The following is a 25565-nucleotide window of genomic DNA, read 5'->3' as shown; positions in this document are numbered from 1 at the left end:
ACTGATGCTGGACAAAGTCGTCATCGCCAACCGCGGCGAAATCGCACTGCGCATCCTGCGCGCGTGCCACGCGCTGGGCATCCGGACCGTCGCGGTGCATTCCACCGTCGACCGCAACCTCAAACATGTCGCCATGGCCGACGAATCGGTGTGCATCGGCCCCGCGCCGTCCACCGACAGTTACCTCAACATGGCCTCCATCATCGCCGCGGCGGAAGTCACCGACGCCCAGGCCATCCACCCCGGCTACGGCTTCCTCAGCGAGAACGCCGACTTCGCCGAACGCGTCGAGAATTCCGGCTTCGTCTTCATCGGCCCGAAGGCCGACACGATCCGCCTGATGGGCGACAAGGTCGAAGCCATCCGCGCGATGAAGGCCGCCGGCGTGCCGTGCGTGCCCGGCAGTGGYGGCCCGCTCGGCGACGACCCGGCCACCAACGTCAAGATCGCGCGCGAGATCGGTTATCCGGTGATCGTGAAGGCCGCGGGCGGCGGCGGTGGCCGCGGCATGCGCGTGGTGCATACCGAAGCGCATTTGCACAACGCGATCCAGACCACGAAGACCGAAGCGAAGGCCGCGTTCTCCAACGACATGGTCTACATGGAGAAATTCCTGGAAAACCCGCGCCACGTGGAAATCCAGGTGCTCGCCGACGGCCAAGGCAACGCGATCCACCTCGGCGAACGCGACTGCTCGATGCAGCGCCGCCACCAGAAGGTCGTCGAAGAAGCGCCTGCGCCGGGCATCACGCCCGAGCAGCGCGCGGAAATCGGCCGTGTCTGCGTGGAAGCGTGCATCCGCATCGGCTATCGCGGCGCGGGCACGTTCGAATTCCTCTACGAAAACGGGCGCTTTTACTTCATCGAAATGAACACCCGCATCCAGGTCGAACATCCGGTGACCGAAATGGTCACGGGCATCGACCTGGTGCGCGAGCAGTTGATGATCGCCGCCGGCCACAAGCTGTCGATTCGGCAGGAAGACATCGTGCTCAACGGGCACGCCATCGAATGCCGCATCAACGCCGAGGATCCGGACACGTTCATGCCCTGCCCCGGCCTGATCCAGCATTTCCACGCACCGGGCGGCCCGGGCGTGCGCGTGGATTCGCATATCTACGAGAGCTACCGCGTGCCGTCGAACTACGACTCGATGATCGGCAAGCTCATCGTGCACGGCCCCGACCGTGCGACCGCGATCGCCCGCATGCGCGTGGCGCTGAGCGAAATGGTCGTCGACGGCATCAAGACGAACATCCCGTTGCAGCAGCGCATCCTGGCCGACGGTGGATTCCAGCAAGGCGGCCAGAACATCCACTATCTCGAAAAGCGGCTCGCAGAACGGAAAGAGAAGTCGCTGTCGATCGTCTAACGCGTCGCGGACGGGGCTTGGAATGGCGAGATGGCTGCTGCTTGGCATCTTGTTTGCGACGGCCATGGCCGTCGCCGACGACACCGTGCCCCCGGTTTCCGCCGCGCCGACGGAATGGCGCACCGTGGTCCTGCATGCGGGCACCGACCTGGTGGGGTTCCACAAGGCCCTGACGCATTTGAATTCCCCGGATCGGGAGGATGTCTCCATCCTGTCCCGGCTCCAGGCGGACGGTGGTGACCCGCTTGCCGATGTCTTCGATGGATGGCGTTTCGTCGAGGACGAGACGAGAGAACATCGCCTCGGCTTGATCCGGCTGGTCGATCGGTCGACACCCGCGCATTACGCCGTCGAGCTCCATGTCTATTGCGACACGGAAGCAAACTGCGGGGCCTCGCGCGCCCGTGCGCTGACCTATGCCGCACCGAAGCCGAAATCCGCCGCGCCGGCATCGACGGTGATGCAGGAATGGTGGATGCTCGTGATGAACGAGGCGTGCGAACCGGGGCCGATTGCAATGCCGACACCGACACCCCCACTCCGGCGCGACAAGGACATTCCCGAAACGGGCATCGTCAGGATCGGTATCGTGAGCAATCCATGCGGTGAGATCCGTGACGCCTGGATCGTGCAATCCTCGGGCAACGACACCTTCGATCGTTCGACACTGCGCACGATGCGTAGTTGGCGAATCCCGCAGAAATCGGTGCGCGGCATAGTCCCCATCGAATATCACTTGCCTCAATGAGCCCCGGCGACTTCCGCCGCGAAGCCAAGACAGAACTCGACAAGACCGTCGTCGGCATCGAGCTGACGCTGATCTCGATCATCCAGGGCCTTGCGCTCGCCGTGCTGGCCACCGCGGCCGTGCAGCCGCTGCTGCAACTGCAATACACGACGTGGCCCTACATCTTCACCGGGCTGCTCGTGATCCTGATCTTCTGGTCGCGTTCGCTCATCCATACCCTGAGCTTCATCGGGTGGCCGCTCGAGTTCGGGCACACGTTCGGCTACTTCGGCGCGACATTGATCGAAGCCGCGGCACTGACGCAGGTGGCCGATCCCAGATCGTGGTTCGCGCTCAACGCCTGCTACGCGGCCGCGGTGTGGGGCCTGTATGCGTGGGACCTGCGCGTGGTGCGCAAGCAGGCGCACGACGCGACCGACGCAGAGCGCCTGCTCTACGCGGACATCGTGCGCGACCAACGCGCGAACATTCTGGCGTTGATGCCGGCCGCGGTCGCGTTCCAGGGTCTGGCGTGGTGGCTGGTGCATCGCTACCCCGATGCGATGCTGCGCGGCCATTGGCACCTGCTGCTCATCGGCCTGACGATCGCCTTCAGCCTGCACTACCTGCACGACGGCGTCCGGATCCTGCGACGCAGGCGCGATTGGATCCTCGCGCGCCAGGCGCAGGAGCGCCGCGAAGGCTGAACGAACCCCGACATTGGCCGGTGCCCGGCATGGCCGGTTCGCCCGTAAACGCGCGTTCCCCTGATCACACCCGCCAGCTTGCGGGTGTTTTCGTTCCCGGTCTTCAAGTCGAGGTCGTTCGCATGTCCCGCTCTTCGATCATCCGCAACACCAAACGCGCATTGCTCGCCACGGCCCTCGTCGGCGCGCTGATCACGCTGCCCGCCGCCAGCCAGTCGGGCAAGTTGCCGAAGACGCAACTGTGGATGGACGTGGCCACGCACACGATGTCCGGCGTGCCGGGCATGTCGGAAACGGGCGGCGGCATGGGCGGTTTCGCGATGCGCATGTTCGGTGGCGATGCCGCGCAGAACCATTACGGCGCCGCGCAGACGCCGGGCATGCCCGGTCGTTACCTCGATGTCGCGCTGCTCAACCAGCTCAATCCCGGCGCCGAGGCCGAAGACCTGATTCCCGCCGGAATGCAGCTCGGCAAGACCTTGCCGCTGGTCCCGCCGAAGGCGCAGGAGCCCTCGCAGCCCGGCGGTCATTCGACGCCCGGCATGAACGACGGCAACGCCAAGGCGCGCATCCTCATCTACTGGGGCTGCGGCACCGAAGTGCGCGCGGGCCAGCCCCGCGAGATCAAGTTCGAAATGAAGAACGGCAAGGTCACGACCAGCGGCACGCAGTACGCCAGTGCGATGTCCGGCCGTTACGCGCCCAACCGCGATGCGAAGGTCGATCCGCGTTACGCGCTGTGGCCCAACGAGAAGCTGCGCAAGATGGTGCCGGCCGGCGCGTCGCTCGTCGGCAACCACGACATCGACGGGGTGAAGGTCCCCGAGTCGATGAAGTTCGATCTCACGCAGCAACAGGATTTCATGCCGGCCATCGCACTGAGCAGCACCGGCACGCTGGCGACGGGGCAGACCTGGAACTGGAAGTCGGTGGATCGCGCGAAGGGCTATTTCCTCGCGGCCTTCGGCACGCAGGACGATGCGATGGTGTTGTGGAGCAGTTCCGAAGTGCCGGATGCCGGCATGCAGATCATCGATTACGTGGCGCCCAACACCGTCGAGAAGTGGATCAAGGAAAAGGTGGTCCTTGCGCCGACGGTCACCTCGTGCGCGATGCCGAAGGGCATCTTCGCCGGCAAGGAAGGGCAGCCGGGCGGCGGCATGCTGTCGATGATCGCCTACGGCCCGGAAACGAACATCGCGTATCCGCCGAAACCGGCCGACCCGAAGACGCCGTGGAATCCGGAGTGGAACGTGCGCGTGCGCAACAAGTCGACGACGATGGCGATGCTCGGCCTGTCGATCGATGCCGGACAGTCCGCGCAGCAGGAAGGCCAGCCGCAACAGCCGCCCGAATCCAAGGGCAAGCGTTTCCTGAAGGGCTTGCTCGGCCACTGATCGGCAGCGGGCGGTTAAACTGCCGCCCATGCCTTGGCTCGAACTCACGCTGCGCTGCCGCGAACAGGACCAGCCGCGTTACGAACGCGCGCTCGAAGACAGCGGCGCGCTGGCAGTGACGCTGCTCGACGCCGACGTCGATACCCCCAACGAACACGCGATCCTCGAACCCGGCGTTGGTGAAACGCCGCTGTGGGGCGAGATCGCGTTGTCGGCGTTGTTCGATGCCGACAGCGACGCACTCGTGCTGCTCGCCGCGCTCGAAGCCTTCGATCCGGAATTGGCGTGGTCGAACGCCAGCTTCCGCCGCGTCGAGGACCAGGACTGGGAGCGCGCTTGGATGGATCAGTACGTGCCGCTGGCCTTCGGTGCGCGCACGTGGATCGTGCCGTGGAATCGCGCGTTGCCGCTCGAAGCACAGGCACATGACGCCGCCGTCGTGCGCCTGGATCCGGGCCTGGCGTTCGGTTCGGGCACGCATCCGACGACGTCGTTGTGCCTGCAGTGGCTCGATGCGCTCGCCGATGCCGGGCAACTGGATGGGTTGACGGTGCTCGACTTCGGCTGCGGTTCGGGGATCCTCGCGCTTGCGGCCCTGAAGTTGGGCGCAGCGCGCGCGGTGGGCGTCGACAACGATCCGCAGGCTTTGCTCGCCACGGCCGACAATGCGAAACGCAACGGTGTCGACGAGCGAATGAACGTGTTCCTGCCCGACGACGAACCCGTCTCGCAGTATCCGATCGTCGTCGCCAACATCCTGGCCTCGGCGCTGGATGCCCTCGCCCAGACGCTGGCCTCGCGCGTGGCACCGGGCGGTCGGATCGCGCTGTCGGGCATCCTCGCCGGCCAGGAAGACGCGCTGCTCGACCGCTACGGGGAATGGTTCGACGCCCTGGCCGTCGCGCAGGAAGGTGACTGGATTCGCATCGACGGCGTGCGCGCGGCCTGAGCCCGGTGCGTCGCGGCGTGCTTGAATAGCCGCATGTTCGTCCTGTGTCCCCACTGCCAGTTCCTGGTGACGGTCGATCCGCGCAGCGGTCGGCCGCCGGAGGTCTGTCCGAATTGCGGGAAGCCGTTGGACGCGCAAGTGCAGGGAGCGGTCGAAACCACCGACGCGCCGTCCGAACGCCCCGCGCAAGTGGAGGCAGCTGCGGCACCCCCCGAGCCGCCGGCAGAATCCGAAGCCGCAACCGAACCCGAAGCCGCACCGCCGCAAGCCCAACGCAGCGAGGATGCGGTCATCGCCTTGATGGCGCAAAAGCCGCCGCACAAGGCGCGTGCATCGCAAGCCGCCGAGAAGCCCGCGAAGCGCAAGCGCGAAAAGCCGGCGACGCCGGCGCCCGTAGCGAAGCCACCCGCGCCACCGAAACCGCAGCGGCCTGCCGGCCCCACGATGTCCGTGCGCCTGGCGGCCTTGTGGTCCTCGATCAAACCCAAGGCCAAGCCGAAGGTCGAGAAGGCGGTGGTCGAAACGACGCCACCGGCGGAGGAGGCGAAGAAGAAAGCCACCGTAAGACCCGTGCCATCCTTGCGCGAGCGCGCCGCGAAGCGCGCGGCGGCGGCCGCGCAGGACGCGGCAGTCGTCGAAACGCCTGCGGTCGAGACACCGGGCGTCGCAACGCGCTCTGCCGAATCCCCCGATTCCGCAGCGCCGCTCGAACCGGCCGGCATCGAAGCCCCGCCCATCGAATTCATTCCGCTCGCGCAAACACCGGTCGAAGCCGCGCTTGCGGTCGAAGCCTTGCGCGCGACGGCAACACCCGTGGTCGCACCTGCACCTGCATCTGCACCTGCACCTGCACCGGAACCGAAACCGGAACCGGAACCGGAACAGCAGCGCACCGCGCCCGAAGGCGTCGCTCCGGTACCGGAACCTGCATTACCGCCCGTCGTCCCTCAGCCACCCGCGCTCTCCCCGGCACCGAAACCGCGCGCGGCGCTTAACGCTCCGAGTTTCGCGCGCACGCGTGCAGGCTTGCGCGGTGCGATGCCGACGCGCTGGACGTCTTTGGCCGCCATCGGCGCGTTGTCGTTGTTGCTGATGCTGCAATTGCTGCTCGCGCAACGCGATGCGCTCGCCGAAAACGCGCGCTGGCGCCCGGCGATGTCCGCGCTGTGCAGTCTGTTGCAATGCACGTTGCCCGCGTGGCGCGATCCTGAAGCCTTCACGATGCTCAGCCGCGACGTGCGCCCGCATCCGAGTGCAGCGGGCACGCTGCAGATCGACGCGAGCTTTCGCAACGATGCGCGCTGGGCGCAAGCCTGGCCGCGCCTGGTGGTGAGCCTGTCGGACATCGACGGGCGCGTGCTCGGTTCGCGCGCGTTCACTGCACGCGAATACCTGGGCGATGTTTCCACTACGCAAACGACGCTCGGCCCCGGCCAGACCGCGGCGATCACCCTGGCGGTTGTCGAGCCCGCGCCGGGTGTCGTCGCCTTCAGTTTCGAATTCCGCTGAGCGGTCATCGCGGGTGATGCAACGCGCCCCGCCGCCGCGCTAGACTCCCCCTCCCGTTCGGATCGAGCGGGCGCGCCATCGCAGCAGGGGAAGTCGTTTGAACGCCGCCGCCGACCGTCAAGACAACCGCGGCTCGCGTCCGCCGCTGCGCGAGCACGTCGCCAATTCCGTTCGCCGCTACTTGCGCGACCTGGACGGATGCGAAACCGAAGACCTGTACAACATCGCGCTGCGCGAGCTCGAAATCCCGCTGTTCGCCGAAGTGCTGAACCATTGCGAAGGCAACCAGAGCCGCGCGGCCACGATGCTCGGCATCCACCGCGCCACGCTGCGCAAGAAACTGCGGGATTACGGGCTCGGCTGAGCCCGCGCGGCGGGCGATGCGCCCACGCCGCTATAATTCGCGGCCCCACATCCCGGGTTCCCCCGATGTCCGCCGACCGACTGCCCGTTCGCCGGGCCCTGCTCTCCGTTTCCGACAAGACCGGCCTGGTCGAACTGGCGCGCGCGCTGGCGAAGCTGGGCGTCGAACTGGTCTCCACCGGCGGCACGTCGAAAGCCTTGCGCGACGCGGGCCTGGCCGTGCGCGATGTCAGCGAGCTGACGCAATTCCCCGAAATGATGGATGGCCGCGTCAAGACGCTGCACCCGCTGGTGCATGGCGGCTTGCTCGGCCGCAGCGGCACGGACGATGCAGTGATGGCGCAGCACGGCATCGCGCCGATCGACCTGCTGGTGCTGAACCTGTATCCGTTCGAAAAAGTGGCGATCGACCCGAACAGCACGATGGAAGACATCGTGGAGAACATCGACATCGGCGGCCCGGCCATGCTGCGCTCGGCGGCGAAGAATTTCGCGCGCGTCGCCGTGGCGACCGATCCGATGCAGTACGCCGGCCTGGTCGAGGAGCTGACGGGGCACGGTGGCACGCTGTCGGCGCGCACGCGTTTCACGATGTCGGTCGCCGCGTTCAACCGCGTCGCGCAGTACGACGCGTTCATCAGCGATTACCTGTCCTCGATCAACGAGGACGGCACGCGCGCGCATTTCCCGGCGCAACAGAACAGCAACTTCGTGAAGGTCATGGACCTGCGCTACGGCGAGAACCCGCACCAGCAGGCCGCGTTCTACCGCGACCTCTGGCCGGTGCCGGGCACGCTGGCGACGTTCACGCAGCTGCAGGGCAAGGAGCTCTCCTTCAACAACCTGGCCGACGCCGACGCGGCTTGGGAATGCGTGCGCCAGTTCGAACGGCCCGCGTGCGTGATCGTCAAGCACGCCAACCCCTGCGGCGTGTCCGAGGCGGTGGATGTCGGCACGGCATATGAATTGGCGTACGCCACGGATCCGACCTCCGCGTTCGGCGGCATCATCGCGTTCAACCGTGCACTGGATGGCGCCACGGCGAAGGCGATCCTCGACCGCCAGTTCGTGGAAGTGCTGATCGCGCCGGAGTTCGACGCCGCCGCGCTCGACTACGCGAAGAAGAAAGCGAACGTGCGCGTGTTGCGCATCCCGCATGGCGATGGCCGCAACAACGCCGACGTCAAGCGCGTGGGTTCGGGCCTGCTGATGCAGACCAGCGACATCCGCGAAGTCACGCGCGACGAACTGAAGATCGTCACCCGGCGCGCGCCGACCCCGCAGGAACTCGAAGACCTGCTCTTCGCCTGGCGCGTGGCCAAATACGTAAAGTCCAACGCGATCGTGTATGCCCGCGACCACCGCACCATCGGCATTGGCGCGGGCCAGATGAGCCGCGTGGTGTCGGCGAAGATCGCCGCGCTCAAGGCCGAGGAAGCGGGCCTGGCGGTGCCGGGATCGGCGATGGCCTCGGATGCGTTCTTCCCGTTCCGCGACGGCATCGATGCGGCGGCGGTGGCCGGGATTCGCACCGTGATCCAGCCGGGTGGTTCCATGCGCGACAGCGAAGTCATCGCCGCCGCGGACGAGCACGACATCGCGATGGTGTTCACCGGTATCCGCCACTTCCGCCATTGATACGCCAGCGACGGAGCAACGCATGAAGATCCTCCTCATCGGTTCCGGCGGCCGCGAACACGCGCTGGCCTGGAAGCTCGCGCAATCGGCACGCGCGACCGAAGTGCTCGTTGCGCCCGGAAATGCGGGAACGGCGACGGAAGCCAAATGTCGCAACGTCGGCGTGGATGCGCAGGACATTGACGGCTTGCTGGCGCTGGTCGAACGCGAAGGTGTCGCAATGACCGTCGTCGGGCCGGAACAACCGCTCGTGGCCGGCGTCGTCGATCGCTTTCGCGCCGCAGGCCATCGCATCTTCGGGCCGACCGCGGCCGCGGCGCAGCTGGAAGGCAGCAAGGCGTTCGCAAAGGATTTCCTGGCACGCCACGGGATTCCGACCGCGCATTACGCGGTGCACACGAAGATCGACGAAGCGCTCGCCTACGTGCGTTCGAAGGGCGCACCGATCGTGGTGAAGGCCGATGGTCTGGCCGCCGGCAAGGGCGTGATCGTCGCGATGACGCTGGCCGACGCCGAGCACGCGATCGAAGACATGCTGTCGGGCGAAGCCTTCGGCGCCGCCGGCGCGCGCGTGGTGATCGAGGAATTCCTCGAAGGCGAAGAAGCGAGCTTCATCTCGATGGTCGACGGCACGCATGCGCTGCCGATGGCGACCTCGCAGGACCACAAGCGCGCGCGCGATGGCGACACCGGCCCGAACACCGGCGGCATGGGCGCGTATTCGCCCGCGCCCGTGGTCACGCCCGAAGTGCATGCGCGCGTGATGCGCGAGGTGGTCGAACCCACCGTGCGCGGCATGATCGCCGATGGCGCGCCGTTCACCGGTTTTCTCTATGCAGGCCTGATGATCGATACATCCGGCGCGCCCAAGGTCATCGAATACAACGTGCGTTTCGGCGACCCGGAAACGCAACCGGTGATGCTGCGCCTGCGCTCGGACCTGGTGGACCTCGTTGAAGCGGCGATCGACGGCACATTGTCGACGACGCAAGCCGATTGGGACCCGCGCAAATCGCTCGGCGTCGTGATGGCGGCCGAGCACTACCCCGCCACGCCGCGCGTGGGCGACACGATCAACTCGATCGACGTCCCCGACGTGGAAGAGACGAAGGTCTTCCACGCCGGCACGCGCATCGAAGGCCAACACGTCGTGACCTCCGGCGGCCGCGTGCTGTGCGTTTGCGCCCTGGGCGATACGGTCGAACAAGCGCAGCAGCGCGCGTACGCGGAAATCGCGGGGATCTCCTGGCCGGGCGAATTCCATCGCCACGACATCGGGTGGCGGGCGATTGCGCGGGAGCGTGGGGAGGGGTGATCACCCTTTACGCCGCGTCCCCTCTCAACGCACGCACCTTCGCTTCCAGCAAGTCCGCGGTCGCGACCTGACCGGCGATCGGCGCATCGGCGATCACTTCGATATGCGCGCGGAAGCGCCTCGGCACGCGCATGCGCTGCAGGCGGCTGTCGCGCTTGCTCCACATGCTGGCCCACATGCCGCGCAGGGCCATCGGAACGACGGGGACTTCGCGGCGTTCCAGGATTTTTTCAATGCCCGATTTGAACTTGCTCATCTGCCCATCCTTGGTCAGCGCGCCTTCCGGGAAGATGCCCACGAGCTCGCCTTCGGCCAGCGCGGCGTCGATTTCGTCGAATGCGCGTTGCATCAGTTCCGGGTGCTCGCGTGCGCCGGCGATCGGGATCGCCTTCGCGGTGCGGAAGATCCACCGCATCACCGGGATGTTGAAGATCTTGTAGTACATGACGAAGCGCACCGGGCGCGGGATGGTCGCGGCCAGGATCAGTGCATCCATGTAACTGACGTGGTTGCAAACCAGCAACGCGGGACCCTCGTCCGGGACGTTCTCCTCGATGCCGCGTGCGCGCAGGCGATACAGCGCGCGCACCAGCACCCAACTGAGGAACCGCATCAGGAATTCGGGAACGACCGTGAAGATCCAGAGCGCAACGAGCGTGTTCGCGATCGCCAGCGCGAGGAACAACTGCGGGATCGTGAGGTGCGCGTACTGGAGGCCGACGATGCCGAGCACCGCGGCGAGCACGATGAAGCCCGCGTTCTGGATGTTCATCCCCGCGATCACGCGGGAAAGCTCGCCCTTGGGCGTGCGGCTCTGGATCAACGCGAACAGCGGCACGACGTAGAAGCCGGCGAACAGGCCGATGCCGCCGAGCGCGACGATCGTGTGCACCAGGCCATGCGCATACGTCGCGCCCGCTTCCGGCAGCCAGAGCGCCAGCACGAACAGGAACACGCTCATGCCGAAAGCGCCGAGCGGCACGAGGCCGATTTCGACCGTGCGCGCCGAGAGCTTTTCGCACAGCACCGAACCGATGCCGGTCGCGATCGAGAACACCGCGAGCAGGACGGTGTAGGTCGAGACGTCGCCGCCGAGGTTTTCGTCGCCGTAGGTCGGCAGTTGCGCAGTGAGCATCGTGCCGACGAACCAGAACCACGACACGCCGAGCACCGAATTGCGCACCGCGATTTGCTTGCGCACCAGCGCGAGGACGCGAATGGATTCGGGGATCGGATTCCAGCCGACCCTGAGGTCCGGTGCGGCGGCCTCGGTCGGGGGGATCGCGCGACTGACGAGATTGCCCGCGATGGCGAACAGGATGACCGCCGTCGCCGCGACGATCGGCCCGCTCTGGCCTGCCACCTGGAAGATCATGCCGCCGAGCAACATGCCGACGAGGATCGACACCGACGTTCCCATCTCGACCAGGCCGTTGCCGCCCGTGAGTTCCTCGGGTTTCAGCACCGAAGGCAGGATCGAATATTTCACCGGCCCGAACAGCGCCGATTGCACGCCCGTCGAGAACAACGCGATCAGCAGCAGCACCATGTTCTGCATCACGAAGCCGACCGCGGCCGCCGACATGATGACGATCTCCATCATCGTGGTGATGCGGATCAGGCGCGACTTCTCCAGCTTCTCGGCGATCTGCCCGGCCGTGGCGGAGAACAGGAAATAAGGAAGGATGAAGATCGCGGGCGCGAGGTTCGTATAGAAACTGCGCTCGCCGCTCGCCACCCCCATGTAGAACAGCAGGCCGATGATGGCCTGCCGGAAGACGTTGTCGTTGAAGGCGCCGAGCGACTGGGTCGCGAAGAACGGCAGGAAGCGCCGCTGGCGGAGGAGTTCGAACTGGTTGTGCGCCATTCCGTGCAACCGCCGCCGGGGATGGCGCGGAGCCTAGCAGAGCGCCTCGACCTGCGCGCTGGCCGGCGCCCGCGCGGGGACGGCATGCGCTTGCGCCGGTCCGGCAGCGGGATCGGCATGGACGACGAACAGCAACTCGCTCGCGCGCCCCTGGGCATCGAGCGCGCGGATGCACACGCGGCGTGGCGCGAGCTGCCATGGGAGGCGCAGTCGGACGGTGCGAACGCCGGCGTGCGCATCGCGCAAGGCATGCCACGCACCATGGAAGACGAGGCCGTCGTACGCAGGATCGACTGCCCACTCCACGGGCGGATCGCCGCGCGTTTCGCCAAGCTGCACGACGAGCCATTCGACATCGGGGGTGCCGCGCGAGCGTTCGCGGTCCACCCATGCCCGGGCCAACCCGCCGACCGCGGTGAACCCCCTCGGATCGACCCGCAACGATGGCCCGCGTTCGCCGCGGGGATGGCAGCGGATGCCGAGCACGTCGATGCGTGAATCGCAGCGCATCGCCAAGTGTTGCGACAACGTGGGCGTGAAGTGCCAGCCCAGCACGATCACGCGCGGATAGTGGCCATGTTCGCGGCGGGTGATCGCGCGGCTCAGCGTGGACTCGCCGGTGCGGCGATCGGGTGCGTCCACCCACACCAGCGTGGGGTCGCCGTCGCGCACGATTTCGCCGAGCAGGACGTCACCGCCTGCGCGGCGCCGCCCCGCGGGCGTCGTGCACACCGCCGGCAGCGGAAGCGCTTTCGCGCCGAACGCGACGAGCGCCGCATGCATGGCGTTGACCGGTTGCGCCGCGGCGTTCCGGCGCGTCCATTCGGCGGGCGTGGCGCCGACGGCGTCGATGCGGAACGTGGTGTCGCCACGCAGCAGCAACGTGCGACGCAACGCGGCGCAACCGGCAGCGTCGCGGGCGCAGGCGACCCACGCCGTGTGCGCAAGTGCAAGATCCGCCAGGCGCGCCGCATCGTCGGCGAGCAACAGCGCGGTGGCATCGCGCCCGGCCGCATTGCGGCTCGATTCCGGCCAACCGAATGCATCGAGCACCAGTTGCACGGGCGCATTCTCGTTCGGCGGAGGATCGATGAACAAGGCCGCCCGCGGCGCCAGCGTGCGCAACAATGCGAAACACGGTGTCCACCGCACCAGGCGCATCGCAAGCGTGTCGTCCTCGCCCGCCGGATGCAGGTCGAGCACGATGCGGCCCGGCGGGGCGCCGATGCCTTGCCGTTGTTCGGCGATCAGGGCGGCGACGCACAGTGCCGGTGCGCCGCACAACACGCGGCGCACGGGCGCGCGATGCTGTTGCGCGGGGTCGTCGGGCGCGTGCACCAATTCGACCGGCACCGCGCGTTCGCGATTCCGCCCGTCGGACGATTCCATCAGCCGTTGTGCTTGCCGGCGCCCATGCGCGACCAGGCGCGGCAGCCGTTCGAGAAGCGAGGTGGCCATCGCGAATTACCTGCCATGAACCCGATTGGTTCGATGAGGATAACGCGATAATTGCGAGGCGTTCGCGCGCCAGCGCCTAACGTCGGCGCCATGAAACGCGAACAGGCCCTGTTCGGCGAGCGCCTACGAAGTGCATTGAAAGCCGCTGGTTATAGGCAGAGCGCGTCGGAAATCGCTTACCTCCTTGCCAGGCATGGCGGTGATCCCACCACGCCGCAAGCGGTTTCGCGTTGGTTGAACGGAAAGAGCATCCCGCGTCAGCGCAATCTCATCGTGTTGGCGCACCTGCTCCGTATCGAACCTACCGCGTTGCAGTATGGAACGGAGGCGACTTCCCGCGTTCGCGAGACGCGCGTCGAATTTCGCATTCCGGCGATGGATCAACATGCGATCGACGCGTTCATCGCATTGCCGCCAAAGGCGCGCAAGGTCGTGCGGGAATTGATCGAGACGCTGCGCGAGAACGAGCAGAAGCGGAAACGCTGAGCGCGGCGCGCAGCCGACGCCGTTCAATGCGTGGTCACGCCACCCATCCGGCGATCACGAACAACGCCAGCACCGCCAGCCACAACAGCAGGATGCGCCACACCAGGCTCATCGCGTCGCGCAATTCGGGCAGGCCGGGCATGCCGCGCGAAACGGCCACGCCCCCGTCGGCAACGTATTCGGTATCGATCTCGTCCAGCGCTTCGTCCGCCAGCTCGCTGCGCACGCTGGCGCGCGCGGCGGCCGCGAGGAAGCGCGTGTCGCCCGTGTAACCCGCGCCGCCGGCGGTCTTCCAGGCCTGGAACACGCTGTCGAAATTGCCGACCAGCGCGAGCGACAGTGTCATCAATTGCGCGACGGGCCAATCCAGGAAGGCGAGCAGCGTGCGCGCCGCCTGCGACGCGCCCTCGGGCAAGCGCCTGCGCGCTTCGCCCTGCGCGCACAGGGACACCAGGCGATACAGCAGGGCGCCGAACGCACCGAGCAGCAGGAACCAGAACAACACGCCGAACCAACGCCACAGCGCACAACGGAACACCGCTTCGACCAGCGAACCGCCGTCGAGCACGGGTTCGACTTCGTCCGGGAACAGCCGCGCGGCGGCCTCGCGCCGCGCAACGGGATCGGCGGCGCTCACCACCGCTTCGACATCGTGGTCCAGGTCGCGCGGGCCCCACGCATAGAACAACGCGGCGAGCGCGAACAGGAAGGCGGGGAACCCGTAGAAATCGTGCCGCAAGGCGATTTGCAACAACGCGACCAGCAGCAGCGGCGGGCCGATCGCGAACAACATGCCGCCCGCACCGCGCCACGATGCGTTGTCGCCCAGTTGCGCAGCGAGCCATTCGAGCCAGCGGATGAACCAATCGTAGCGACGCAACGCGACCAGCGCCGGCATCGAATGGCCGACGATCAGCGCGATGACGACGGCGATCAACGTAATGGACATCGACGACCTCGGGCGAGCGGATCCGCGACATCGGACCCGTCAGCGGGATGATACGGAATCATCCCATGCGCATTCAGCGCGTGACGGATGCCAACCACGACTGGATCAACCAACGGGCGATGGAAATCGGCGCGGACAACGCGATGCCGCCTTCCTCTTCCTCCGGTCCCACGGCCCAGTCGCGCGCCAGTCCGGCTTCGATGGTATCGGCATCGAACCAGCGCGCGTCGTCCAGCTCTTCCCCCACCACGGGGACATCGGGGCCCGCTTCGGCGAGGAAACCCAGCATCAGCGAACCGGGGAACGGCCAGGGTTGCGATGCGACGTAACGACACGAGCGCACGCGCACGCCGGTTTCTTCGAGCACTTCGCGGGCGACGGTTTGTTCCAGCGATTCGCCGGGTTCCACGAAACCGGCGATCACCGACCAGCGCCGCGGCGGCCAGTTGCGCTGACGCCCGAGCAGCAGGCGCTTGCCGTCGGTAACCGCGGCGATGATCGCCTGGTCGGTACGCGGGTAATGTTCGCTGCCGCAGCGCGCGCACTGGCCGAGCCAGCCGGCGCGCACGAATCCGAGTTCGCCGCCGCACACGCCGCAGAACCTGTGGCGCGCGTGCCAGTGCAGCATCGCGCGCGCTTGCGCGAATACGGTGGCTTCGAAGATCGGCCATTGCGTTGCGGCACTGCGCAGGTCGATGCGCCCCGGTGCGTCGAACCCGACGGTCTTCGCCGACTGGGCAAACCACGCCTGCCCGTCTTTCAGGCCGAGGAAGATCGCGGTGCCGGGCCCGCCACCGAGCGACCAGCCTTCCGGCGCGAGCAGGGCATCGTCGCTGTCGGCGAATGCGCGGCCGTCTTCTTCCAGCACGACGATCCGGGCCTGCGGCCAGAGCGTTGCAAGGGTTTCGGCGTCGTCGCGAAGATGGTCGGCGCGATCGAGCGCGCCGTCGACGAAAGCGAAAGGCGACGGCTGCGTCACACCGTGAAGCTGCTGCCGCAGCCGCACGTGGTCTTCGCGTTGGGATTGCGGATGACGAACTGCGCGCCCTGCAGGCTCTCGCTGTAATCCACTTCCGCACCCATCAGGTATTGCAGGCTGAGCGGATCGACGAGCAGCGTCACGCCGTCGGTTTCCACGGCGATGTCGTCATCGCCGCGCGATTCGTCGAACTCGAACCCGTACTGGAACCCCGAACACCCGCCGCCCTGGATGTACACGCGCAGTTTGAGGTCGGCGTTGCCTTCCTCCGAGATGAGCTCGCGCACCTTGGCGGCCGCCGCCGGCGAGAACTGCACGGGGGCGTCCAGCTGCTGCCAGGTGGGGAATTCGATCAGTTCCATCGCGACAAGATGCGGGCCGAAGGCGCCGCAATCAAGCGGCGCGCGCGGAAACGCCGCGAAAACAGGAATTTACGCCCACCGGCTTCAGGCGACGGCCACGAGTGTCGGTGGCTCATGCGCGGCGGCAACGGTGGCATCGACGTGGACGAGCTGGCCCGTCAGCTGGGCGCCGGCATGCATCTCGACCACGCGGTAGTGCACGTTGCCCTGCACCCGGGCCTTGGCCGCCAGCTCGATGCGCTCGGAGGCATGGACATCGCCCTCCAGGCGGCCGTCGATCATCACGACCGGTGCGCGCACCTCGCCGACGATGCAGCCGTGTTCGGACAGCATGAGCACGGCCTGCGTGCCCTCGGTGGCGGTGACGCGGCCGATGATGCGGCCCTCGACGTACAGCCCGCCGCTGAATTCGATATCCCCGCGAACCGTGACCTGCGGGCCGATGAGCGTGTCGACGGCCTGGCCGTCGCGCGCGGAAGGCTTTGCTTGCGAACTCTTGAACATCCCACTTACTCCCCGGGTGTCGACATCTGTGTCCACGCGAGCGCCATGTCGACGTTCGCGCCCTTGCCGCGCAGCGCCACCTTGACGCGCTGCGGCGTGAATCCGGCGGGCAACACGATGCTGCCGCCGAGCCGCTGGAAATAGCGGAATTCGTATTGTTGCCCCGTCGCCGCGGGCTTTTGTTGCATCTCGTCCCACTTCACCGTCGTCAGGCGCCCTTCCCTCACCCCTTCGACGTCGAACTTCATTTCGCCCTGGCTCACCGCGCCGCGATTGAGGCTTTGCGTGAGCACCACCTGGTAGCGCCAACTGCCGCCGGCCTCGCGTTCGAATTCGGCCGAATGCACCGACAGGCCCTTGCGCTCGCCGCCGCTGCCGACGAAACGTTCGTAGAACGCGACATCCGCGCGCAGGCTCGAGATCTGTTCGTCCTTGTCGGCCAGCATCGCCTGCACGTCGCGGTTGGCGTCCCGGGTGATCTCGTCGGAACGTTTCAGGGTGCTGACGCGTTGTTCAAGTTCGGAGAGCTGGGCCTGCGCGGCTTTCAGGCGGCCCTCGCTTTGCGCGATGCGGGCTTCGGGCGACCCGATCGCGGGTTTGCCGAGCCACCACGCCAATCCGCCACCAACGAGCAGGCCGAGCACCAACGCCGCCACGAGCCAGCCCCAGGACGGCGGGCGGCCGCGGCCTTCACGCGGGACGATCTCGAATTGCGGGCTGGGCCTGGGGGTCGGCTCCATCGGCGGGCTCCACGGGACGACACGGGGACCGTGCCTATACTCGGGCCGGCGAGTGTACGGCCTTTGCCCGCCGGCCGATGGAGGAAAACTGCCATGTCCGAAGCGCACCTTTTCGCGATCGGGATCCTGCTGGCGTGGCTGGCGGGAATCCGCGTGTACCTGACGGTGTTCGGCATCGGCCTGGCCGGCGCGATGGGCTGGCTCGACCTCCCCACCGCGCTCGAGCCGACAACCTCCCCGTGGGTGCTCGGCACCTCGGGCGTGCTCGCGGCGGCGGAGTTCTTCGCCGACAAGATCCCCGGCGTCGACTCGGGGTGGGACCTGTTGCACACCGTGCTGCGCGTGCCCGTCGGCGCGTTTCTCGCCGCGGCGACGCTCTCGCCGGACGGCCACCTGGGGGCGGGCATGCTCGCCACCGGCGCGGGCGTGGCCTTGACCAGCCACGTGCTGAAGTCCGGCAGCCGCGCGCTACTGAACACATCCCCCGAACCGGTGAGCAATTGGACCGCCTCGGTGACCGAGGATGCCGCGGTGGTCGGCGGGCTCGCGCTCGCCTTCGCGCATCCCTGGATCGCGTTGGCGATCGTCATCGGGATCAGCGTGCTGATGGCCACCGCGGTGTGGTGGGTGTGGCAGCGCGTGCGCCGCGCGCTCTTCGGGCCCCGCACGGTGCCGGCGGCAACGAATGTGCCGCATTGAGCATCGCGTCACGGCTTGCAAGCGGCTGGCCGAAGGCGTATCCAGTTTCCGTGCTCTTCCCTTGATGGGGAGCAAGGGATAATGGCGGCACACGCCGGGGGAGCCGATGCCCGCCACCAAAAAACGCCAACAGGCGTCGACTGATCCGCTGTCGCAGTTCCGCGACGGCGTCGACGGGCTTGCGCAACATTTGCGCAGCCGCCGCGCGATGGGCTGGGACCCCGGCTCGTTCGAACAGATCGCGCACGAAATCGACCGCCTCCACGGGCAGGCCGTGCGCCTCGACCAGCGCTGGGCGGGCATGCTCGCGCAGTTGCACGCGCAGATGTCGTCGGCGCGCGTCTCGCAGCACATGCCGGACGCCGCTTCGACCGCGCAGCTGATCTCGGTCGCCGAAAACCTGCTGCTGCACTTGCCTTCCGCCACCAAGGCGGCCGAAGACGAGGCGGCCGCGCGCGCTGAAACGCCGCCGCAAGCCTATTGGCGCCGCTGGAGCGAAGACGCCCCGCCCGCGGGTACCGCGCAGGACGCGGCCTCGCAGGACGCCTCGCCCGAATCGTTGCAAGCCTCCGCTTCCGATGCATCGGCGTCGGCAACCGTTCCCGACAATGTCCCCCTTCCTCCGCTGGGCACGGGCGAAGAACCGCCCTACCGCGTGCTGATCGTCGAGGACGACCGCGCGCAGGCGATGTTCGCCGAAGGCGTGTTGAACGGCGCCGGCATCGAAGCGGTCGTCGCCGCCGAATCGCGCGACGTGCTGGACATGATGCAGCGCGTCAAGCCCGACCTCGTGCTGATGGACCTGCACATGCCCGGCATGTCGGGCACCGAACTGACGACGATGATCCGCGCGCACGAATCGTTCCTGCATACGCCCATCGTCTTCCTCACCGGCGATCCGGATCCGGAGAAGCAGTACGAAGTGCTCGAAGTCGGCGCCGACGATTTCCTGCAGAAGCCCATTCGCCCGCGGCATCTGATCGCCGCCATCGAAAGCCGCGTCAAGCGCGCGCGCATCCTCGGCAAGCAACGCATGACCGAAGGCAGCCGCCACCCGGCGACGGGGCTGATGGCGCGCCCGGTGTTGCTGCAGCAGTTGAGCACCGCGTTGCCCGCGAGCGCCGGCGGCATTTACTTCCTCGAGATCGAAGGCACCTCGACGTTGCGCGAACGCTTCGGCTACGCCGCCCTCGAACGCCTGATGACCGAAGCCGGCCGGCGCCTGGGCGCCCTCGCCGGGGCGCATCCGGCCACGCGCCTGAACGACCACTCGTTCCTGGTCTACACGCCCAGCCTGGAAGACCTGGCACTCGACCGCCAGGCGCGCGTGTGGCGCGACGGGCTGTCGCAGAAGCCCTTCGACGTAGACGGGCATGTCATCAAGTTGCGCGTCACGGTGGGCTACACCGCGCTGCGCCATGGGTTCACCGATGCCGGCGGCGCGCTGGAAGCCGCCGAACAGGCCTCGCGCCACGCGCGCTCGCAGGCGCTGGGCATCTTCGCGTTCGAACCGCCGGACCACGGCCAGACCAGCGACTTGTCCGACTACCTGCGCGACGCACTCGCGGATGATCGCTTCGAGTTGATCTACCAGCCGATCGTCGCCGTCGCCGGCGGCGACGAAGCGCAATACCAGACGCTGCTGCGCATGCAGGCCTCCGACGGCACCTTGCACAACGCCGCCGAGATCGTGCCCGCCGCCGAGCAGGCCGGCATGATCCACGACATCGATCGCTGGGTCCTGGAGCGCGCACTCGACGTGTTGCAACAGCGCCGTGCGCAGAGCCGGCCGGTGCGGCTGTTCGTGCCGCAGTCGTCGCGCACGCTTGCGCGCGATGCGTATTCCGAATGGCTCGCCTCCGCCATCGCGGTGCGCGGGCTCGAAGGCCCCTCGCTCGTCATCGACATCCGCCTGGCCGATGCCTTGATCCACGCGGTCACGCTCAAGACCTTCTGCGATCAACTCGTGCCGGTGGGCGTGCAGTTCTGCCTGAGCCAGTACGAGCATTCGCCGGATGCCGATGCGTTGCTGTCGCAGTTGCCGCTCGGCTACATCCGGCTCTCCGCGCGTTATGCGCACGCCGACGGCGGCGCATTGCGCGATGCCATGCGCACCTCCATCGATCGCGCGCATCGCCAGGGCCTGCAGGTGATCGGCCACAGCGTTGAAGATCCGCAAGCCGCGGCGACGCTGTGGATGAGCGGCATCGACTTCATCCAGGGCAACCTCGTGCAACAGGCGGCGAGCGAGCTCGACTTCGACTTCAAGAACGCGGTGCTCTGATGCCCGAACGCCAGGCCACGAGCCGCTGGCTCACGATGCGGTGGCTGGCGCTCGGCGCCGCCGCCGGTGCGGCGGTTTCACTGGCGCTGGAGGCGGGCGGGATCGAGGGGCCGTGGCAGTTCGCCGCGATCCTCTTCGTGCTGACCGCGCTGATCGCACTGATGGCGGTCGTTTACGTGTTGCATCGCCGCGACCAGCAGATGGCGGCGATGGAGGACAAGGCCGAGCGGGGACAGTTCCAGGTCGACCAGTTGCAGCGCGAAATCCAGCGCCACCACGAACTCGAACAGCAATTGACCAAGGCCAAGCAGGCGGCCGAATCCGCGGTCCTGGCCAAGGGCGAATTCCTCGCCACGATGAGCCACGAGATCCGCACGCCGCTCAACGGCATCGTGCCGATGCTCGACCTGCTGCTGCACGCGCGCCTGCTCCCCGACCAGCACGAACTAGTGCGCACCGCCTACACCTCGTCGCAGCAGTTGTTGCGCATCGTCGACGACATCCTCGACTACTCCAAGCTCGAGGCGAACAAACTCGAACTGGAAACCACGACCTTCAACCTGCGCGACCTGCTCGAAGCGGTCATGCAACTGATGGAGCGCCCGGCCGAATCCAAGGGCCTGCGCCTGCACCTGCACCTGGATCCGGGCGTGCGCCTGCCGGTGCGCGGCGATCCTGTGCGCTTGCGCCAGGTCCTGACGAACCTGATCAGCAACGCGGTGAAGTTCACCGAGCGCGGCTCGATTTCGGTCAGCGTGCGCCGCGTCGGCGAAACCACGAGCCAACATCAATTGCGCTTCGAAGTGCGCGACACCGGCATCGGCATCGCAGCCGATGCGCAATCGCGCTTGTTCCATGCATTCACGCAGGCGGATGCGTCGACCACGCGCCTGTACGGCGGCACGGGCCTGGGGCTGGCGATCTGCCATCGCATCGTCGACCTGATGGGCGGGCGCATCGGCGTGCAATCCGAAGCCGGCCACGGCGCGACCTTCCATTTCGAAATCCCGCTGTTGAAAGTGCTTGGCGACATGCCGACGCGCGAAGCCGACCTCAGCGGGCAGCGTTTGTTGCTGCTCACCTCCGATGCGCGCCTGCGTACGCGACTGAGCATGCTGCTGCCGAACTGGGGCCTGCGCGTCACCACGGTGGAGACGACGCAGGAGGCGCTGGATCGCCTGCGCGCAGCCGCAACGCAGGGGCCGCCGTGGACCTACGGCGTGGTGCTCGCCGACCTGGCGAGCATGCGCAATACCGCGATTGCGTTGCATCGCAACGTCGGCCGCCACGCGAGTTTCGGCGACGTGCGCCTGGTCTATCTGTATTCCGACGAGGAAGTGGCGCAGGAACTGCACACCGGCGCGACGCTGCTGCCCCGCCAGGCACCGGATGCGGAGCTGCGCGCGGCGCTCGCACTGCGCGCCACGCGCGGCGAGACGACCGAAGAGCGCAAGGCCAGCGACAGCGACAAGCCCGCCCGGCATTGGCAGGCGCGCGTGCTACTCGTCGAAGACAATCCCGTCAACCTGCTCGTCGCGCAGCGCCTGCTGAGCGTGCTCGGCCTGGAGTGCGACACCGCCACCAACGGCGAAGCGGCGTTGATGCGCATGCGCGATGGCAACTACGACCTCGTGCTGATGGATTGCCAGATGCCGGTGCTCGATGGGTACAGCGCCGCGCGCAAATGGCGCGAGATCGAACTGGCCGATCCGACCGGCCCCCATCTGCCGATCGTCGCGATGACCGCGAACGCCATGGCCGGCGACCGCCAGCGCTGCCTCGACGCCGGCATGGACGATTACCTCGCCAAGCCGGTGACGCGCGGCCAACTCGAACATTGCCTGCGACGCTGGCTGCAGGAAGCGCCGCGCGCGCGCGCGCCGTCGGCGGCTGCGTACGCGGATGCGAATGCGGGGCCGTCGATTCCCGCCACGCCGGTCGCGCCGATGCCGGCGCCGGCGCGCGCGCAATCATTCGCGATGCCGACCGTGGAGTCCGCCGACATGCCCGTTGCGCCGCCGAAGCCGCCTGCCGCACCGACCGAGCCCACGCCGACCGTGATCTTGTCGGCGCCGATCGATCCGATCATCGACGACAGCGCGCTCGACGAGCTCTACGCCGTCATCGGCGCGGACGCCTCGCGCATCGTGCAAGTGTTCCTGGAAGACGCGCCGCACCTGCTCGCACAGCTCGAACGCGCGGCGCTCGCGCCCGACTTCAATGCACTGCGCGAAGCAGCGCACTCCTTGAAATCCTCGAGCGCGAACCTGGGCGCGATGGCGTTGTCGGCCGCGGCCAAGCGCATCGAACTTGGCGCGCGGATGGAAACGCTGGATCGCCCCGCGGTCGCGGTGACGATGCTGACGGATGAATTCGAGCGCGCACGTGCGGCGTTGCAGTTGCGACTGCGCAAACGCCGCACGGCCGAAGTCTGAGGCTTACTCCTCGATCTTCGTCAGCAAGTAGTTCGCCTCGCCCAAGCGGTCGATCAACGCCAACTGCGTTTCGATCCAGTCGATGTGCTCTTCTTCCGAATCCAGGATGTCGGTGAACAACCGGCGGCTCACCGAGTCGCGGATGCTCTCGCAATGGGCGATCGCATCGCGCAGGGTCGGCAACGCTTCGAGTTCGAGCGCGAGGTCGGCTTGCAGCACTTCGCGCGGGTTCTCGCCGATGCGCAGTTTGCCGAGCGCCTGGAAGTTCGGCAGGCCTTCGAGGAACAGGATGCGCTCGGCCAGGCGATCGGCGTGCTTCATCTCGTCGATCGATTCCTTGTACTCGTGCTCGGCCAGTTCCTTCAGGCCCCAGTTCTTCAGCATCTTGGCGTGCAGGAAATACTGGTTGATCGCGGTGAGCTCGTTGTAGAGCGCCCGATTGAGATGTTCGATGACCTTGGGGTCGCCCTTCATGCCAGTGCTCCGTGCGGGAATGCGCGGATGCTAGCGCTCTGGCGCACGCGACGACGAAACGCGAGGCGTTTGCATCAACGCAGCGGAACCGGGCAGGTGGATGGCGAAGTGGCGGCCGCGTCAGGCGGCTTGCAGCACCGGGAGTTCGGCGAAGCCAGGCTCGGCCGGCGCGTGGCGGGCGAGCAGGTCGGCGGCCATGTCCATGCAGCTGCCGCAGGTGGAACCGGCGCCGGTGCGCATCGTCAGCTCGGTCACGCTCGTGCAGCCGTTTTCCGCGGCTTCGCGAATCGTGCTGTCGGTGATGCCGTGGCAGATGCAGACGAACATGGGGGAGAACCGCAGGCCGGGGAGGACGGCCACATTTCCCCATAAATGCGAATCATTGTCAATTCGCGTCGGGTGCGGATCCCCCGCTGCGTTCACCCAAGACCGCACGCCGACGGGGGCGCTGCCGGTTGTCGCCCCTCAGCTCGGCGCGCTGCTCCTTGGTCGGATGCGGAACGGCCGTGGCGCCCGCCACCTGCCGGGCGAACGGCGCCAGGTGCCCCAATGCGCTGGCATACACGCTGCGCTTGAAGTTCACCACGTGCTCGACCGGGTACCAGAAGTCCACCCAGCGCCAATGGTCGAATTCAGGTTTCTCGGTGCCGTCCAGGCACAGGTGGCATTCCTCGCCCGTGAACTGCAGCAGGTACCAGACCTGCTTCTGCCCGATGCAGACCAGCTTGTCGTTGCGGCGAATGGCCCGTTGCGGCAGGCGATAGCGCAGCCAGCCGGGCGTGACGCCCAGGACCGCGACATGGTCCGGCAGCAGGCCGGTTTCCTCACGCAGCTCGCGATACATCGCCTCGAGCGGCGTCTCGTCGGTATTCATCCCGCCTTGCGGGAACTGCCAGCCGTCGCGGTGGACACGGCGCGCCCAGAACACCCGTCCATCCGGGTGCATGAGCACGATGCCCACGTTGGGCCGGTAACCGTCCGGATCGATCACGATGCGGACTCCTCAATGCACTGCGACCGACTCTGACACGCCCCCGTCGCCCCCACAAGCGGACATTGGTGAAGCATTGCGAGCATTGACGCGGCAGGCCCCCGCCGTGAATAATTCGCGGCTCTCCGCGTGGCTATGTAGCTCAGCCGGTTAGAGCACAGCACTCATAATGCTGGGGTCGGTGGTTCGAGTCCACCCATAGCCACCACATGTCGAAGGCCGGCCTTGCGCCGGCCTTTTGCTTTTTTCAGCCCTGCACCGGCGTCGCTTCGGGGAATTTCCACGACCCGTCGAGCACGGCCGCACGCGGCCGATACAGCCGCACGAGGTAATTCCAGCCCGGCGTGATCGGCAGGCAATTGGGCACCTTGCCGTCGCAACCGCCGAACTGGATCGCGATGGAACCGTCCGGCGATTTGCGCGCGGTGAGGTTGTTGAAGGAATACGCGTTCAGCGGATTGGCCTGGAAGAACCCTTTCGCGTCGTACACCGTCACCGACCAGAAGCCATCGACGGGCACGTCTTTCACCACGAGCTCGTAAACCGTGTCGCCATCGTTCTTCGCCGGCGTGAAGTTGAGATACGTCGCTTCCTTCTCCGGATTCCCGCCCCACGCCGTCGCCACGCCGATCAGTCGCCGCACGGGATCCACGTCGGCCTTCCTTCCGAACATGCGGTTTTTGTCGGGCAGGGTGTCGCCGAGCACGGTCAACGCATCGGTGAGTTTCTTGTAGTCGGCCATGTTCCATTTCGGTATTTCGAACTGGCCCGGCCCGCCGGGCTGCTCGACCTTGATCGCGTCCTGCAGCGCGTGCACCGCTTGCACGTCAACGGGCTTGCTCGGATCGACCAGCGTTCGAATCGCGATGAGCGCATAACGCGTTCCGATCTCCTTGCGCGTGATCGCGTAGGGGCCTGGCTTGTAGGCCACCACGTGCGTGTACTGGTCTTCATCGAACACCTGCAGCGACATGTCGCCCGCCTGCATCGGGCAAGGTCACCGTCACGGGCCCGGCGTCCAGGTCGAACACGCCGGACGAGTACAAGGTGTCGCGGTTCTGGCGCACGACCAGTTGCTTGTCCAGCGGCGTGAGTTCGCGGTTGTGGTCCAGCTTGCCGAAGCCGCCGTGTTTCGCGGCGTTGGCGAATGCCAGGTCGCTTGCGGCACGGCCGAAGTTGTCAGCCGTGACCGGCACCGAACCGGGCTCGGCAACCGGCGCCTCCGCGATGGGCGCAGCGGGTCGCGTGGAAGTCGAGGGCGTCGCGGTTGGCGCTTGCGTGCGTTGGCACGCGGCGAGCGCGAGGACGAGGGACGAGATCAGGATTGCGCGCATGGGGCGAACGCCTGCCGGAACCGGTC

25 protein-coding genes and 1 tRNA gene are annotated in these 25565 nt (G+C 67.1%); 14 read left to right on the top strand and 12 right to left on the bottom strand.

The features are described 5' to 3' along the window. Positions 1–4 precede the first annotated feature (4 nt). The 9 genes from accC to purD all read left to right on the top strand — a co-directional run bounded on the left by accC (position 5) and on the right by purD (position 9977). Positions 5–1372 carry an acetyl-CoA carboxylase biotin carboxylase subunit gene (accC, locus tag ACXJJ8_RS13435; protein ID WP_156639553.1) on the top strand — a complete coding sequence of 456 codons (1368 nt, stop codon included), beginning with the start codon at positions 5–7 and terminating at the stop codon, positions 1370–1372. Positions 1373–1436: 64 nt separating this feature from the next. Beyond that, positions 1437–2120 carry an energy transducer TonB family protein gene (locus ACXJJ8_RS13430; protein ID WP_499030959.1) on the top strand — a complete coding sequence of 228 codons (684 nt, stop codon included), beginning with the start codon at positions 1437–1439 and terminating at the stop codon, positions 2118–2120. Further along, a complete protein-coding gene (locus tag ACXJJ8_RS13425) occupies positions 2117–2806 on the top strand; it encodes a hypothetical protein (RefSeq protein WP_499030956.1) in 690 nt (229 codons plus the stop codon). Before ACXJJ8_RS13430 ends, ACXJJ8_RS13425 begins: the two co-directional genes overlap by 4 nt. A 122-nt stretch (positions 2807–2928) precedes the next feature. Further along, positions 2929–4203: a hypothetical protein gene (locus ACXJJ8_RS13420; protein ID WP_499030953.1), complete on the top strand. Its 1275-nt coding sequence runs from the start codon at positions 2929–2931 to the stop codon at positions 4201–4203. Positions 4204–4231: 28 nt separating this feature from the next. After that, positions 4232–5152, top strand: coding sequence for a 50S ribosomal protein L11 methyltransferase (gene prmA / locus ACXJJ8_RS13415; protein ID WP_499030950.1), 921 nt, complete (start codon positions 4232–4234; stop codon positions 5150–5152). 33 nt (positions 5153–5185) lie between these two features. Further along, the gene (locus tag ACXJJ8_RS13410) at positions 5186–6661 is read left to right on the top strand and encodes a DUF3426 domain-containing protein (RefSeq protein ID WP_499030947.1); all 1476 of its coding nucleotides are present in this window, start codon (positions 5186–5188) and stop codon (positions 6659–6661) included. Between the two features lie 97 nt (positions 6662–6758). Beyond that, positions 6759–7025, top strand: a complete 267-nt coding sequence (fis, locus tag ACXJJ8_RS13405; RefSeq protein ID WP_499030944.1) for a DNA-binding transcriptional regulator Fis — start codon at positions 6759–6761, stop codon at positions 7023–7025. Between the two features lie 65 nt (positions 7026–7090). After that, complete coding sequence (gene purH / locus ACXJJ8_RS13400; RefSeq protein WP_499030941.1) at positions 7091–8662, top strand: bifunctional phosphoribosylaminoimidazolecarboxamide formyltransferase/IMP cyclohydrolase; 1572 nt, start codon at positions 7091–7093, stop codon at positions 8660–8662. A gap of 22 nt (positions 8663–8684) precedes the next feature. Beyond that, a complete protein-coding gene (gene purD, locus ACXJJ8_RS13395) occupies positions 8685–9977 on the top strand; it encodes a phosphoribosylamine--glycine ligase (RefSeq protein WP_499030939.1) in 1293 nt (430 codons plus the stop codon). Between the two features lie 7 nt (positions 9978–9984). Here the strand turns inward: purD and ACXJJ8_RS13390 are convergent, their stop codons facing one another. Next, positions 9985–11844, bottom strand: a complete 1860-nt coding sequence (locus tag ACXJJ8_RS13390) for an MFS transporter (RefSeq protein ID WP_499030936.1) — start codon at positions 11842–11844, stop codon at positions 9985–9987. A 33-nt stretch (positions 11845–11877) separates the two neighbouring features. Then, positions 11878–13302: a hypothetical protein gene (locus ACXJJ8_RS13385; RefSeq protein WP_499030933.1), complete on the bottom strand. Its 1425-nt coding sequence runs from the start codon at positions 13300–13302 to the stop codon at positions 11878–11880. A gap of 90 nt (positions 13303–13392) precedes the next feature. Between ACXJJ8_RS13385 and ACXJJ8_RS13380 the strand changes: the two genes are divergently transcribed. After that, the gene (locus tag ACXJJ8_RS13380; RefSeq protein WP_499030931.1) at positions 13393–13788 is read left to right on the top strand and encodes a helix-turn-helix domain-containing protein; all 396 of its coding nucleotides are present in this window, start codon (positions 13393–13395) and stop codon (positions 13786–13788) included. Positions 13789–13822: 34 nt separating this feature from the next. Here the strand turns inward: ACXJJ8_RS13380 and ACXJJ8_RS13375 are convergent, their stop codons facing one another. The 5 genes from ACXJJ8_RS13375 to ACXJJ8_RS13355 form a co-directional block, all read right to left on the bottom strand. Beyond that, positions 13823–14737 (bottom strand): hypothetical protein, encoded by a 915-nt coding sequence (locus ACXJJ8_RS13375; RefSeq protein ID WP_499030929.1) that lies wholly within the window; start codon positions 14735–14737, stop codon positions 13823–13825. Positions 14738–14810: 73 nt separating this feature from the next. Then, positions 14811–15716 carry an NAD(+) diphosphatase gene (gene nudC / locus ACXJJ8_RS13370; protein ID WP_499030926.1) on the bottom strand — a complete coding sequence of 302 codons (906 nt, stop codon included), beginning with the start codon at positions 15714–15716 and terminating at the stop codon, positions 14811–14813. Next, a complete protein-coding gene (gene erpA / locus ACXJJ8_RS13365) occupies positions 15713–16078 on the bottom strand; it encodes an iron-sulfur cluster insertion protein ErpA (protein WP_499030923.1) in 366 nt (121 codons plus the stop codon). The genes nudC and erpA overlap by 4 nt, the downstream gene beginning before the upstream one ends. Before the next feature lie 84 nt (positions 16079–16162). Beyond that, the gene (locus ACXJJ8_RS13360; protein ID WP_499030920.1) at positions 16163–16582 is read right to left on the bottom strand and encodes a bactofilin family protein; all 420 of its coding nucleotides are present in this window, start codon (positions 16580–16582) and stop codon (positions 16163–16165) included. Between the two features lie 5 nt (positions 16583–16587). Next, positions 16588–17322 (bottom strand): DUF6776 family protein, encoded by a 735-nt coding sequence (locus ACXJJ8_RS13355; RefSeq protein WP_499030918.1) that lies wholly within the window; start codon positions 17320–17322, stop codon positions 16588–16590. 93 nt (positions 17323–17415) lie between these two features. Here ACXJJ8_RS13355 and ACXJJ8_RS13350 point away from each other — a divergent pair, with 93 nt between their 5' ends. From ACXJJ8_RS13350 to ACXJJ8_RS13340, 3 genes are all read left to right on the top strand, one after another. Then, positions 17416–18021, top strand: coding sequence for a DUF4126 domain-containing protein (locus ACXJJ8_RS13350; protein ID WP_499030916.1), 606 nt, complete (start codon positions 17416–17418; stop codon positions 18019–18021). A 106-nt stretch (positions 18022–18127) separates the two neighbouring features. Beyond that, positions 18128–20305, top strand: coding sequence for an EAL domain-containing protein (locus ACXJJ8_RS13345; protein ID WP_499030912.1), 2178 nt, complete (start codon positions 18128–18130; stop codon positions 20303–20305). Further along, complete coding sequence (locus tag ACXJJ8_RS13340; protein WP_499030910.1) at positions 20305–22740, top strand: ATP-binding protein; 2436 nt, start codon at positions 20305–20307, stop codon at positions 22738–22740. Before ACXJJ8_RS13345 ends, ACXJJ8_RS13340 begins: the two co-directional genes overlap by 1 nt. Before the next feature lie 3 nt (positions 22741–22743). Here ACXJJ8_RS13340 and bfr read toward each other — a convergent pair whose 3' ends face one another. The 3 genes from bfr to ACXJJ8_RS13325 all read right to left on the bottom strand — a co-directional run bounded on the left by bfr (position 22744) and on the right by ACXJJ8_RS13325 (position 24205). After that, positions 22744–23214 carry a bacterioferritin gene (gene bfr, locus ACXJJ8_RS13335; protein ID WP_499030908.1) on the bottom strand — a complete coding sequence of 157 codons (471 nt, stop codon included), beginning with the start codon at positions 23212–23214 and terminating at the stop codon, positions 22744–22746. A gap of 120 nt (positions 23215–23334) precedes the next feature. Further along, on the bottom strand, positions 23335–23541 hold the full coding sequence (locus ACXJJ8_RS13330) for a (2Fe-2S)-binding protein (protein WP_036170609.1): 207 nt from the start codon (positions 23539–23541) through the stop codon (positions 23335–23337). Between the two features lie 58 nt (positions 23542–23599). Then, a complete protein-coding gene (locus ACXJJ8_RS13325; protein ID WP_499030906.1) occupies positions 23600–24205 on the bottom strand; it encodes an RNA pyrophosphohydrolase in 606 nt (201 codons plus the stop codon). Between the two features lie 131 nt (positions 24206–24336). Here ACXJJ8_RS13325 and ACXJJ8_RS13320 point away from each other — a divergent pair. Then, positions 24337–24413, top strand: a tRNA-Met gene (locus ACXJJ8_RS13320). 39 nt (positions 24414–24452) lie between these two features. Here the strand turns inward: ACXJJ8_RS13320 and ACXJJ8_RS13315 are convergent. Together ACXJJ8_RS13315 and ACXJJ8_RS13310 are read right to left on the bottom strand one after the other, a co-directional pair. Further along, positions 24453–25178, bottom strand: a complete 726-nt coding sequence (locus ACXJJ8_RS13315) for a DUF1214 domain-containing protein (RefSeq protein ID WP_499030904.1) — start codon at positions 25176–25178, stop codon at positions 24453–24455. After that, positions 25156–25539 carry a DUF1254 domain-containing protein gene (locus tag ACXJJ8_RS13310; protein WP_499030901.1) on the bottom strand — a complete coding sequence of 128 codons (384 nt, stop codon included), beginning with the start codon at positions 25537–25539 and terminating at the stop codon, positions 25156–25158. Before ACXJJ8_RS13310 ends, ACXJJ8_RS13315 begins: the two co-directional genes overlap by 23 nt. Positions 25540–25565 lie beyond the last annotated feature (26 nt).

Source organism: Lysobacter sp. P5_C4 (assembly GCF_054049695.1).
The sequence above is the reverse complement of the archived record's forward strand: the minus strand, read 5'-3'. Positions and strand labels throughout refer to the sequence as shown.